General features: G+C 71.3%; 9 protein-coding genes. All 9 read right to left on the minus strand.

The window, feature by feature from the left end:
• Nucleotides 1–59: 59 nt before the first annotated feature.
• The 9 genes from IPM45_02350 to queA all read right to left on the minus strand — a co-directional run bounded on the left by IPM45_02350 (nucleotide 60) and on the right by queA (nucleotide 12,702).
• Nucleotides 60–1,823, minus strand: coding sequence for an oleate hydratase (locus IPM45_02350; protein MBK9178410.1), 1,764 nt, complete (start codon nucleotides 1,821–1,823; stop codon nucleotides 60–62).
• Nucleotides 1,824–2,206: 383 nt separating this feature from the next.
• Entirely contained in the window at nucleotides 2,207–2,869 is a 663-nt protein-coding gene (locus tag IPM45_02355) for an alpha/beta hydrolase (GenBank protein ID MBK9178411.1), read from the minus strand.
• Nucleotides 2,870–3,258: 389 nt separating this feature from the next.
• Nucleotides 3,259–4,215, minus strand: a complete 957-nt coding sequence (locus tag IPM45_02360; protein ID MBK9178412.1) for a threonine dehydratase — start codon at nucleotides 4,213–4,215, stop codon at nucleotides 3,259–3,261.
• 811 nt (nucleotides 4,216–5,026) lie between these two features.
• Nucleotides 5,027–7,234, minus strand: coding sequence for a bifunctional (p)ppGpp synthetase/guanosine-3',5'-bis(diphosphate) 3'-pyrophosphohydrolase (locus IPM45_02365; GenBank protein MBK9178413.1), 2,208 nt, complete (start codon nucleotides 7,232–7,234; stop codon nucleotides 5,027–5,029).
• Nucleotides 7,235–7,350: 116 nt separating this feature from the next.
• Nucleotides 7,351–8,493 (minus strand): protein translocase subunit SecF, encoded by a 1,143-nt coding sequence (secF, locus tag IPM45_02370; GenBank protein ID MBK9178414.1) that lies wholly within the window; start codon nucleotides 8,491–8,493, stop codon nucleotides 7,351–7,353.
• Entirely contained in the window at nucleotides 8,490–10,151 is a 1,662-nt protein-coding gene (gene secD / locus IPM45_02375; GenBank protein MBK9178415.1) for a protein translocase subunit SecD, read from the minus strand. Before secD ends, secF begins: the two co-directional genes overlap by 4 nt.
• Before the next feature lie 3 nt (nucleotides 10,152–10,154).
• Entirely contained in the window at nucleotides 10,155–10,493 is a 339-nt protein-coding gene (yajC, locus tag IPM45_02380; GenBank protein MBK9178416.1) for a preprotein translocase subunit YajC, read from the minus strand.
• A gap of 68 nt (nucleotides 10,494–10,561) precedes the next feature.
• The gene (gene tgt, locus IPM45_02385) at nucleotides 10,562–11,701 is read right to left on the minus strand and encodes a tRNA guanosine(34) transglycosylase Tgt (protein MBK9178417.1); all 1,140 of its coding nucleotides are present in this window, start codon (nucleotides 11,699–11,701) and stop codon (nucleotides 10,562–10,564) included.
• The gene (gene queA, locus IPM45_02390) at nucleotides 11,698–12,702 is read right to left on the minus strand and encodes a tRNA preQ1(34) S-adenosylmethionine ribosyltransferase-isomerase QueA (GenBank protein ID MBK9178418.1); all 1,005 of its coding nucleotides are present in this window, start codon (nucleotides 12,700–12,702) and stop codon (nucleotides 11,698–11,700) included. Before queA ends, tgt begins: the two co-directional genes overlap by 4 nt.
• Between the last annotated feature and the right edge of the window lie 54 nt (nucleotides 12,703–12,756).

Below are 12,756 nucleotides of genomic sequence, written 5' to 3' on the forward strand. Positions count from 1 at the left end.
GGGCTGCGCCGACAGTCGCCGCGTTGCTGCGGAGGCCTCCGGGACCTGCCGGGGGCCGGTCACGTCCCGGGGCGCACGTCGACGGGCTCCGGGATCCGGTTGACGAGCTCAACGAGCTCAACGAGCTCAACCAACTCGTGTGGGTGGAGGGCGGCTGGAACGAGCAGCCGGAGGAGGAGGTCCTTGAGGTGGAGCGTGTCGAGGTCCAGTAGGGCCCTGACAGTGGCGGCAAGATGGCGTATGTCGTACCGGGTGGGCGACACCGGGATGATGGGCTTGTCCAACTTCAGCAGGCCGTAGACCGCTTCCATGGCGGTCCGCACTGAGGTTTCGACGGTGAACACGCAGTCACCATCGACCTCGACGAACTGGCCGACGAAGCCGAGGTTGACGCAGCCGTCGGGGATCACTCTGGGACGGTCACCCATCGCGCGGGGCATGAACTGGCTGGTGATGTACGGCATCCCGGCCAACGACGCTTTGGCGTGGGCGGTGAAGTCGTCGATGCTGTCCTCGAGTCCGAGGTGGTAGAGGAACTCGGTCAAGATCTCGTTGCCGGTGCAGTCCACCATCGGCTTCTTCACGAAGTCACCAACACGGTTTCCCCGAAGCCCGTACCCCCAGAACAGATCGACGTTGTCGGGCTGGTTGGGGTAGAAGGGCTTGGAGTGCAGCATGAAACCGAGGCCCCAGCTTGAGTCCTTGACCGTCACCGCGCCGCCGTTGCCTCGCTTGTCGCCGCTCACCTTCTCGATGTGATCGGCAAAGCCGGGATAGTCGACCACGGTGACGAAGAACGATGTCCAGCGGGTCTTCTCGGGCCAGCTGATGAACTTCTCGGGTCGCCCGAACTTCGGGTCGAGGGCGGCCAGCTTCTCCCACAGGGTGAAGAGACCTCGCTCCTGACGGTCGAGGTTCCATGTGACGGCAGTCTCGTTGTCACCGTAGGTGGTGTTCTGGGTCAGAGAGCCGTTGGTGAAGATCACGAAGTCCTCGGCGGTGAGGACGATCTCCGAGCGTCCCTGCGGCGACTGCACGGTGAGCCCCACGACGGTCGTCTCGCCGTCCTTCGTCTCGACCGCCATGTCAACGACCCGCGTGCTGAGCTCGAAGCGCACGCCCAGGTCCTGCAGCCAGACGATCAGGGGGCGGATGAGGGCATCGAACTCGTTGTACTCGGTGTGCAAGATCCCTTCCAGGCGCGGCATCGCCTGCGCGAGGTGCAGGAACCTGAGCATGTAACGACGGACCTCGATCGCGCTGTGATAGTCGTCGAAGGAGAGCATGCTCGAGAACAGCTGCCAGAAGTTGGACTCGAAGAAGCTCGGGGAGAAGCAGTCACGCATGGACGTGTCCTGCATCTCTGTCTCCGGCCTGACCAACAGACGAAGCAGCGCTCGCAAGGCATCGTTGGGAAGCCTCAGCGACTCGTACTCGGCCTTGAGACCCCGCTTTTCGATGACGCGCCAATGCGACGAGATCGGCTCGCGGCAGTTGAACGCACGGGTCTCGTCGAGGACCGTCCGCCCGGGCCGTTTGAGAGATGGGACCTTACTGAACAGGTACCACAGGCACTCCATGTGGGCTTCGAGCTCGCGTTCGCCGCGGTTGACGTACCCAGTGACCGCATCACCGGTTCCATCCATCGAGCCGCCCAGGGTGGGCAGGTCCTCGTAGACGGTGATGTTGGCCGCAGGCATGTGGGCATCGGTGGCCAAGAAGGCCGCCGCCGCGAGACCTGCCAACCCGCCACCGATGACATGGGCGGTGTAGTGCTCGATGCCGTCGGGAACTGTGGCGTTCACTCGGTCGTAGAAGAGCACTGTCGGCTCCTGCGCGAAACTGGCTGCCGGCAGCCAGTCAATCAGGCGCGTCGGGCACTCGCCAGGGCCCAACGGCACTCAGGGCTCGGACCAGTCGGCTCTCTCAACCGCCCCGGACCCTGTGCGGCCGCGACGGTCACCCGCTCTGACACACCCTCCGGATCTCGACGGTCTGCCGCCCTCCTCTCGTCACGGTCCTCGTCACGGTTGCGGTCGTTGTCGCGGTCCGGCGTTCGTAGCCCTCTTGCCGCAACCAGTTGACGGCCACGACCGTCACCGCCCCAGCAATGCTGCCCCAGGTAACCCAGATATCGGCGCCCCCGGTCGGCGACACCGGCGATGACACGACGAGCTGCACCCGGGACCAGGCCGCGTCGTGCAGCTCAGGGGGCGAGTGCCTCGAGGATGATGCCGGCGACGAGATCGGGCCGACGGAACGGGATGAAGTGGTCGCTGTCGACGATCCTGGTGTCTTCGACGACGTGCTTGACCCATTCCTGGCGTGGCTCGGGGCATAACGGGTCGGCACGACCCAGGATCACGGTGGTGGCGACCTCGCGCCAGGCCGTGCGTACCGGCGGTGCCAGCGCGGCGTCCACGGGCAGCGGTCGTCGTGGGTGCGTCCGGAAGTGTTCGACCACCTCTGGCGGCAGGGTGTCCATGACCGGGTCAGAGGTCACGAACCAGTCGTTGTCGAGCACGACGGTGCCGTCGTCGCTGAAGAGGAGATGGCTCAAGTCGAGCTCCACAGGGGGGGCATCACCGACCGGGTCCGCCGGTGGCACGCCCGGTACCGCTGCCACGTAGATCAGTCGTTGGATGTCCAGGGTGCTGACATCGAGGTCGGTCAACACGGAACCGCCGTAGGACCATCCGGCCACGACGACCGGGCCCGGTGCGGCGGCCAGGAGCTGGGAGACCTGGTCGACATCATCGGCGTGGGTGGCTCCCGGCACCCGGTGCGAGGCCAGATCCGGCACGTCGACCTCACGCCGTGTTCGATCAGGAGATCGCGGACCCAGTGCCAGTCCGATGGGCTCGACCACGCGCCGTGCACGAGTACCACGTTGCCGGACACGGGCGGAGTCGAACACACGCGCCCCGTTCCTGCAACGCCAACCGTCCGGCGCGGACCGGGTCGTCGTCGGCCGCACTCGCGGGCTCGAGCGCGGAGAACGCCACGTCGCTGTGCCGTCAGGTTCTCGAGAGTCCCGCCTCGACTGGCGGGCTGTAGCTCGTTGCCGAGTCGATCGCTCGGTGGCGTACGGGGCCGTCAACGGCCATCACGCCCCCACCCCGTCGAGCTCGGGTCAGACGGTGCTCGTCATGGCGACCGGGGCCACGCAGTGGACCGCCGTGCGCTCTGAGCTGCCCTCAGGCTGCCGCTCTCGCGGTTCTCCCACAGGTGGTCTCAGGCGTGGGTGGCTGACCGGGCTCAGCCGGCGAGGACGCGTGCGGCGAGCGCGGTGTCGAGATTCGAGCTCGTGAACACGACGCCGACGCGCCTTCCCCGCCACCGGTCCCGCTCCCCCATGAGGGCAGCAAGCCCCAACGCCCCGGCAGGGCAAGGGAGGTGGTGCGTGCAGCGGTAGGCGAGGCGCATTGCTGCGCCGGCGTCGGCGTCGGTGATCTCGACGATGCGCGACGCACCTCCGAGGATGCCATCGAGCGCAGAGGGGTCGGGTTGGCGGGTGGCGACGCCGTCGATGAAGGTGTCGATGCTCGGTGTGGCGATCACCTTTCGGGCAGCGAAGGACCTCGCCGTTGCGGGGGCGCCGACGGCAGTGACGCCGATGACCTCGGTGTCGAGCCCCATCAGGTCACGCACGCCGATCACCGCGTTGATGCCCGAGCCCATGCCGATGGGGACCAGCACGGCATCGAGGTGGCCCGCAGCCGAGAACAGCTCGTGTGCGTACGTGGCGACGCCGAGCACGAGATCGGGATGGTACGGCGGGACGAGCTCGTAGCCGCGCTCACGCGCAAGGACGGCGCTGTGCTCCCGTGCGGACTGGAAGTCCTCCCCGTGCACGATCAGCTCAGCACCGAAGCCGCGCATGGCCGCGTTCTTCTCGACGCTGTTGCCCTCAGGCACCACGATCGTCACGCGCACTCCGAAGGCGCGGCCCGCGTACGCGAGGCTCTGGCCGTGGTTGCCGGTCGTGGCCGAGGCGACACCTCCCACGCCAGGGCGCTCGCGCGTCAGGCGGTCGACGTAGACGAGACCGCCACGGACCTTGAAGGCACCCGTCGGCGTGCAGTTCTCGTGCTTCACGACCACCTCGACGCCCAAGGCCTCCCGGAGGAGGGGCCACGCATACTGCGGGGTCGCACGGAAGTGGCGATAGACGACATCTTGCGCCGCGCGGAGCTGCTCCAGTTCGATTCGCACGTTCAGTCAGGAACCTTCCCGGTGGCCGGGCCGCGGACGATGATGCACTATGGCCCATCGGTCGGCCCGATCGGGGAGTGCGGTCCACATCGGGCCGACGTCCCCCGGCTGCGCCGCCGTCCGGGGGACGGCCGTGCGAGTGGGCCCGGCGGGCCCGCAGGTACCGGTCGACCACCCGGGCGGTCTTGGTGCCGAACGGGGCGGAGCGGCCGCGCCGGCCCTTGCCGAGCACCACCGCGACGCGCAGCTCGAGGTCGACGTCGCCCAGGCGGAGCCCGGCCATCTCCGCCCGGCGCATCCCCGAGTCGATGAACAGCCGGATGATGGCGGCGTCGCGGCGCTCCGCGAACCCGGTTCCGTCGACGGTGGCCAGTAGGCGGCGGAGGTCGTCGGCGGCGATGATCGGCACCGGCTGCTCGCGGGTCTTGGCGGTGGTGGCCGAGCGCCGGTCGAGCAGGTCGACGAGGTACGCCTCGACGTGTTCGCGGCGCACGCCGGCAAGCACGGTGGGCATGCCCCGGTCGGCCAGGAACCCGGCCAGCTGGGTGACGGCGGCACGGCGACGGTGCTGGTGGCCTTGTCGGCGGCCTGGAGCGACAGGCGGAAGCTGCGCTCGAGCTCGGCCACCGTCGGCCCGGCGGCCTGGTTGGTGGTCGCCGGCTGGGCCATCTCGACACGTGTTGGTGGTGGGTGCCGGGCGGGCCCGGGGACGCCGCCAGCGGCGCCCGGGCGCTGGATGCGCGGCTCCCGGCACCTAGTCGCGTGGCGCCGGTTGTCGCGTGAAGCACCCCTGGCCTCGGCACACGCCCGGTCAGCCGCGGCCGGGCAACACGCGATAGGCGTCGTAGACGCTGTCGATCTGCTTGATCGTGCCGATCACCGAGTCGAGGTGCGACGGGTCGGCCAGCTCGAACTCGAAGCGCATCCGCGAGACCCGGTCGGAGCCGGTGTGCGTGGAGCACGAGATGATGTTGACGTGCTGGTCGCTGAGGGCGTTCGAGACGTCGCGCAGCAGCCGTGACCGGTCGAGGGCCTTCACCTCGATGGCGGCCACGAACACCCCGCCGCCGTCGGAGTCCCAGTCGACCTCGATGAGCCGGTCGGCCTGGTCGGTCGACAGCGAGATGGCGTTGGCACAGTCGGCCCGGTGCACCGACACCCCGCGGCCCCGGGTGACGAACCCCAGGATCGGGTCGCCGGGCACCGGCGTGCAGCACCGGGACAGCCGAACCATCAGGTCGTCGAGCCCCTCGACGTGCACGCTCACCGACTTCTGGCGCTTGCTCGGCCGTCGCTTCGGGTGGACGGTGCTGGGCAGCACCTCGTCCTGCTCGCCCTCGCGCAGGGCGCGGGCCACCCGGTCGGACACGGCCTTGGCCGAGATCCGGTTGGCGCCGATGGCGGCGTGCAGCCCCTCGAGGTCGGTGAAGCCGAGGTCGGCGGCGACGCCCTTCATGGTGTCGGAGCCGGCCAGCTTCTGCACCGGCAGCCCCTCGCGCCGCAGGGCCCGCACCAGCTCCTCGCGGCCGCTCTCGATGGCGTCCTCGCGGCGCTCCCGCGAGAACCACTGGCGGATCTTGTTGCGGGCCCTCGGGGTGGCGACCACCTTCAGCCAGTCGCGGGACGGGCCGGCCCCCTCGACCTTCGACGTGAAGATCTCGACCGTATCGCCCGACGTCAGCTGCGAGTCGAGCGGCACCAGCCGCCCGTTGACCCGGGCGCCGATGCACGCGTGGCCCACCTCGGTGTGCACCCCGTAGGCGAAGTCGATCGGCGTCGCCCCCGACGGCAGGGAGATCACGTCGCCCTTCGGGGTGAAGGCGAACACCTCGTCCTGGTCGAGGTCGATCCGCAGGCTCTCCATGAACTCCGCCGGGTCGGCCGTCTCCTGCTGCCAGTCGACGATCCGGTTGAGCCACGGGATGTCCGAGGACGGGTGGCGCTCCTTGTAGCTCCAGTGCGCGGCCACCCCGAACTCGGCCCGGCCGTGCATCTCGCGCGTGCGGATCTGCACCTCGAGCGGCTTGCCCTCCGGCCCGATCACGGTGGTGTGCAGGCTCTGGTACAGGTTGAACTTGGGCATCGCGATGTAGTCCTTGAACCGCCCCTGCACCGGCTTCCAGGTGGCGTGGATCGAGCCCAGCGCGGCGTAGCAGTCCTTCACGGAGTCGACGACCACCCGGATGCCCACCAGGTCGAAGATGTCGGAGAACTCCTTGCCCTTCACAACCATCTTCTCGTAGATGCTCCAGAGGTGCTTCGGGCGGCCCGTCACCTGAGCGTTGATCCGTAGCTCGGCCAGGTGGGCCTGCACCTCCTCCCGCACGGTGGCCAGGTAGAGCTCGCGCTCGGGCGTGCGGAACGCCACCATGTGGTCGATCTCGGCGTAGCGCTTGGGGTGCAGGGCCGCGAACGCCAGGTCCTCGAGCTCCTGCTTCATCTCCTGCATGCCGAGGCGGTGCGCCAGCGGCGCGTAGATGTCGAGCGTCTCCTGGGCCGTGCGGCGCTGCTTCCACTCCGGCAGGCCGGCCAGGGTGCGCATGTTGTGGAGGCGGTCGGCCAGCTTGATGAGCAGGACCCGGAGGTCCTTCGCCATCGCCACCAGCATCTTGCGCATGGTGGCGGCCTGCTGCGCCTCCTTCGACTCGAAGCGCACGCGGTCGAGCTTGGTGACGCCGTCGACGATCTCGGCCACCTCGTGGCCGAAGTCGGCCTCCACGTCGGCCAGCTGCAGGCCCGTGTCCTCGACGGCGTCGTGCAGCAGCGCCGCCGCCACGGTGATGTCGTCGAGGCCCAGGTCGGCCACGATGCGCGCCACCGAGAGGGGGTGCTGGATGTAGTGCTCGCCCGACTTGCGGACCTGGCCCTCGTGGGCCACCGCCGCCGCCTCGTACGCCCGCACGATCAGCGCCGGGTTCGCCCGCGGATGGCGCGTGCGATAGGCGTTCACCAGCGGGGTGACCTCGTCGGCGGTGACCGTGTGCCGGCGCCAGGGCAGGACGCGATCGACCGTCGCCACCGGCCGGCTACCTCACCGGTCCCCGGCAGGCCCCGGGCACCACCCGCACGATCATCCCCCCACGGTACCGCCGCACGCGGGGCTGCCGGCGCCCCGGGCCGCCCGCGTGGGGAGGGTCAGCGACGCTTCTTCTTGCGGGGCCGTGGCGGGATCGGCGTGGTCGTCGCCCCCGGGCGGCCACCGCCGGACCGCGGGGCCGCGGCCCGCTCGGCCGCGGCGTCGGTGGCCGGCTCGTCCTCGGTGACGCCGGCATCGCTCTCACCCGCCGCCCCCACCAGCGCGGGGGCCCGCTCGGCGCGGGGCGACGTGGCCCCGGCCCGCTTCCGCAGCGCCGCGTAGCGGGGCTCTCGCTCCTTGAGCAGGGCCAGGATGGGCGTGGCGATGAAGATCGACGAGTACGAGCCGGTGACCAGGCCGACCAGCAAGGCGATGGCGAAGTCTTCGAGGGCGACGGCACCCAGCATCCACGAGCCCACGACCAGGAGCGACAGCACCGGCAGCACCGCCGCCAGGCTGGTGTTGATGGAGCGCATCAGCACCTGGTTCATCGACAGGTTGACGACGTCGCTGTACGTCGCCCGGCCGGTCGAGCCGATCCGCCGACTGTTCTCGTGCACCTTGTCGAACACCACGATGGTGTCGTAGAGGGAGAAGCCGAGGATGGTGAGGAACGCGATGACGGTGGCCGGGGTGACCTCGAACCCGAACACCGAGTAGATCCCCACGCTGATCAGCACGTCGTGCACCACCGCGACCAGGGCGGCCACCGCCATGCGCCACTCGAACCGCAGCGAGATGTACAGCGCGATGGCGAGCAGGAAGAACACCAGGGCCCGGACGGCCTTGTCGGTGACCTCCTGACCCCACGACGGCCCGACCGAGTTGAGGCTGACCTGGTCGACGTCGACACCGGCCTCGTCGGCCAGCGCCTGGCTCACGCTGCGCTGCACCTCGATGGCCTGCGGACCGACGCGCACCCTGATGCGTTCGCCCTCGGAGCCGCGCAGCGTCTGGATCGACGCACCCGGGATCCCGGCGTCGTCCATCACCACACGGGCGCCGTCGACCGTGGCCTCGCCGACGGGGAGCTCCCACGCCACGCCGCCCTCGAAGTCCATGCCCAGGTTGAGCCCGCGCGTGAACAGCGACAGCAGGCTGATCAGGATCAGCGCGCCGGAGATGGCGAAGCCGACGCGCCGGCGGCCGACGAAGTCGATGTTCGTCTCGCCGTGGTACAGGCGGTGCCGGATCGAGCTCATCGGGCGGCTCCCACGGGGGCGCGGCCGGCGGAGACCGCGGCCTCGCCGGAGGTCACACCCATGACGTGGGTGCCCGAGAACCGCTTGGTGCGGCTGAGCAGGATCACCATGGGGCGTGTGTAGAAGTAGGCGACGATCATGTCGAGCAGCGTCGCCAACCCGAGGAAGAAGGCGAAGCCCCGCACCGACCCGACGGTGAGCAGGTAGAGCAGCACCGCGCCGATGAGGGAGGCCCCGTCGGCGGCGAGGATGGTGCGGTAGGCGTTGGAGAAGCCCCGCTCGGCCGAGGAGCGCATCGACTTGCCCGAGCGGACGTCGTCCTTCAGGCGCTCGAAGTACACGACGTAGGAGTCGACGGTGACGCCGATCGACACGATGATGCCCGTGACGCCGGCCAGCGTGAGCGCCAGCCCCTGGGTCTCGCCGAGGAAGGCGATGATCGTGTAGAGCAGCGAGCCGCTCACCATGAGCCCGAGCAGCACGACCGGGCCGAGCCACCGGTAGTACAGGGTCATGTAGGCGATGACCAGCAGGAGGCCGACCAGACCCGCGATGATGCCGGCGTGGAGCGAGTCCTTGCCCAGCGTGGCCGACACGGTCTGCACCGTCTGGGGCTCGAGCTGCACGGGTAAGGCGCCGTAGCGGAGCACCAGCGCGAGGTCCTTGGCGCTCTGCTCGTCGAACGAGCCCGAGATCTGCACCTGGTCGCGCTGGAACTCCGGCGCCTGCACGGTGGGCGCCGACTGCACCTCGCCGTCGAGGGTGATGGCGATCTGGCCGGACGGGCACACCGTCGGGTCGGAGGCCTGGTAGCACTGGGCGGCGAGGGCGTTGAAGGCGTCGATGCCGTCGCCGGTGAACTCGACGCGCACCAGCCACTCGCCCTGCTCGAAGGTGGCCCTGGCCGACGACACGCCGCTGCCGGTGAGCGCGGCCGGACCGAGCTGGAGACGGGAGACGACGTCGCCGTTCTCGTCGAGCTGGGGCAGCACGACCACCTGGTCGGCCACGTCGTCGTCGCGAGGCGTCGTGGGGACGGTGATGCCGGGTGAGGTGGTGGCGGCGGTGTCGCCCGCAGCGGTCGTGGCCGTGGTGGTGGGCTCGGCGGTGGTGGCCGGCGGCGCGGTGGTGTCGGGTGCCTGGCGGGGCACGCCCCGCTCGCCGGACCCCACCGGAGGAGCCGTGGTGGCCGGGGCCACGGTGGTGCCGGGCGCGCTGGTGGCCGTGGCGTCGGCGACGGTGGTCGACGTGTCGCCCGCGACGGTGGTCGACACCGGCGGGACCGTCTGCACCGGCGTGGACTCGTCGGGCGGGACCGGCTGGAGCACCGGCCGGAAGCGCAGCTCGGCGGTCTGGCCCACCAGGTCGAGGGCGCGCTGCTGGTCCCTCACGCCGGGCAGCTGCACCAGCACGGAGTTGCCCTGGCGGGTGATGTCGGGCTCGGCCACCCCGAGGGCGTCGACCCGGTTGCGGATGATCGAGATCGTCTGGTCGAGGACGTCGGACGGCACCTGCTCCTTGGGCTGGAGCACCACCGACGCCCCGCCCTGCAGGTCGAGGCCGAGCTGCGGGCTGTTGCCGGCGACCAGCGTGAGGGCCAGGCCGCCGAACGCGACGACGAAGATCCCGATGAGGGAGATCCAGTTGGCGCGACGCACGGCCTAGCGGGCCTCGGCCTCGTCGGCTCCCTCACCGAGCTCGGGCGGGTCGTCGGCGGCGACGGCGGCCGGCGCCGCGTCAGGCGTGGCGGCGACGGGCTCCACCCGCTTGCCGATGGCGCCCCTGGCCACCCGCACCTCGACGCCGTCGGCGACCTCGAGGTGCGCGATGTCGCCGTCGAAGCCGGTGATGCGGCCGTAGAGGCCGGCGGTGGTCATGACCTCGTCACCCACGTCGAGGGCGGAGACGAGGGCCTGGTGAGCCTTGACCCTCCGCTGCTGCGGGAGGACGAGGAGCACGTACATCAGGCCGAGCATGATCGGGAGGAGGAGCAGACCCATGGCAGATCCAAGGTGCTGGGGAACAGGACCGGAGAGGCAGGCTACCGCAGTGTGACGGCCCCCCCGGGTCAGCCCGCTCCCCCGCCGGCCCGGGTCGGCCGGCCCGCCCACACGGCCCGCACCTCGGCCCGCAGCCCGTCGAGCGACCCGGCGAGGACCGCCGAGCGGGTGCGCTCCACCAGGCCGAGCAGCCACGCCAGGTTGTGCAGCGTGACCAGGCGGCGGGCGGCGGGATCGCCCACGCCGAGGAGGTGACGGAGGTAGCCCCGCGACCAGGTGGCGCACACCGCGCACCCGCACGCCGGGTCGAGCGGCCCGGCGTCGCGGGCGTGCACCGCGTTGCGCAGGTTCACCCGGCCGCCGGCGGTGAGCACCGTGCCGTGGCGGGCGAGCCTCGTCGGCAGCACGCAGTCGAACAGGTCGACGCCCAGCGCGATCGCCTCGACCAGGCCCACCGGGTCGCCCACCCCCATCAGGTACCGCGGCCGGTCCGCGGGCAGCTCGGGGAGGGTGGCGGCCAGCGCCTCGAGCATCGCGGCGCGGTCCTCGCCCACCGAGAGGCCTCCGACGGCGTAGCCGTCGAAGTCGAGGTCGACGGTGCGGCGGGCGCTCTCGCGCCGCAGCCCGGCGTCGGTCCCGCCCTGCACGATGCCGAAGATGGCCTGGTCGGCGCGCCCGTGCCGGGCGCGCGCCCGCCTCGCCCACGCCGCGGTTCGGTCGACGGCCCGGCGGAGCACCTCCGGTGGCGACGGCAGCGGCGGACACACGTCCAGCACCATCTGGATGTCGGCGCCCAGGAGCTCCTGCACCTCGACGGCCCGCTCGGGCGTGAGACGATGGCGGCTCCCGTCGTACGTCGAGCGGAACGTCACGCCGTCGTCGTCGACGTCGGGCCCCAGGGAGAAGACCTGGTAGCCGCCCGAGTCGGTGAGCACCCGCCCGTCCCAGGCCATGAACCCGTGCAGGCCGCCGAGGGCGGCCACCACGTCGGCCCCGGGCCGCAGCATCAGGTGGTAGGCGTTGGCCAGCACCACCTGGCTCCCGAGCCCGGCGAGGTCGCCCGAGGTGAGCCCCTTCACCGCGCCGCGCGTGCCCACCGGCATGAAGCACGGGGTCCGGAACGATCCCCGGGGCAGCCGCACCGTGGTCGCCCGGGCCGCCCCGTCGACCGCCTCGACGGTGACCGCGGCCCGGTCGCCCGGCCTCACCGCCGCTCCAGCAGCATGGCGTCGCCGAAGGACAGGAAGCGGTAGCCGCGGGCCAGTGCGGTGTCGTAGAGCTCTCGCCAGCGGGGACCCACGAACGCGGCCACCAGCAGCAGCAGCGACGACCGTGGCTGGTGGAAGTTGGTGAGCAGCACGTCGACCGCGGCGAAGGGGAAGTCGCCCCGGATGAACAGGTCGGTGCGCCCCTCGGTGGCCCCGCGCGCCGCGGTCTCGAGCGCCCGCACCGTGGTCGTGCCGACCGCGACCACCCGCGTCGCCCGCCCGCACGCATCGAGGACCTCGGGCGGCACCCGGAAGCGCTCGGTGTGGATGCGGTGCTCGGCCGGGTCGTCCACCGTCACCGGCCGGAAGGTGTCGAGGCCGACGACCAGCTCGACACGGGCCAGGCCGACACCCCGCCGGGCGCAGGCCGCCAGCACCCGGGGGGTCAGGTGGAGCCCCGCGGTGGGGGCCGCGGCCGACGCCGGCCGCTCGGCGTACACGGTCTGGTAGCGCTCCTGGTCGGCGAGGGCGGTGTGGATGTAGGGGGGCAGCGGCACCTCGCCGTGGGCCGCCAGCGCGGCCAGCTCGTCGCCGGGGCCGCACAGGCGCACGACTCGCCGGCCCCCACCCAGCGCCTCGCCCACCTCCACCTCCAGCGACGGGCCGGTGGCAGGGGCGGCCGGCCGGAGCCGCTCGCCGTCGCGGAGCCGGCGATCGGGGCGGGCCAGCGCCTCCCAGGTGCCGTCGTCGCGGCGCTCGAGCAGCAGCACCTCGGCGGCCCCGCCACTCGCCCGGCGCAGCCGCAGGCGACCGGGCAGCACCCGGGTGTCGTTCACGACGAGCAGGTCACCCGGGTGCAGCAGGGTCGCCAGGTCGGCCACGGTGTGGTCGGCCGGCGCCTCCCCGGGGCCGAGGTCGACGAGCAGGCGCGCCGCGTCGCGGGGCTCGGCGGGGACCTGGGCGACGGCCGCCTCGGGGAGGCCGTAGTCGAACTCGGCCATGCTGGGGCCTGTCACAGGGCGACAAGCGTACGGCCCCGCCCCGCCCCGCCCGGC

This window comes from Acidimicrobiales bacterium (assembly GCA_016716005.1).
Taxonomy (GTDB): Bacteria; Actinomycetota; Acidimicrobiia; order Acidimicrobiales; family JADJXE01; genus JADJXE01.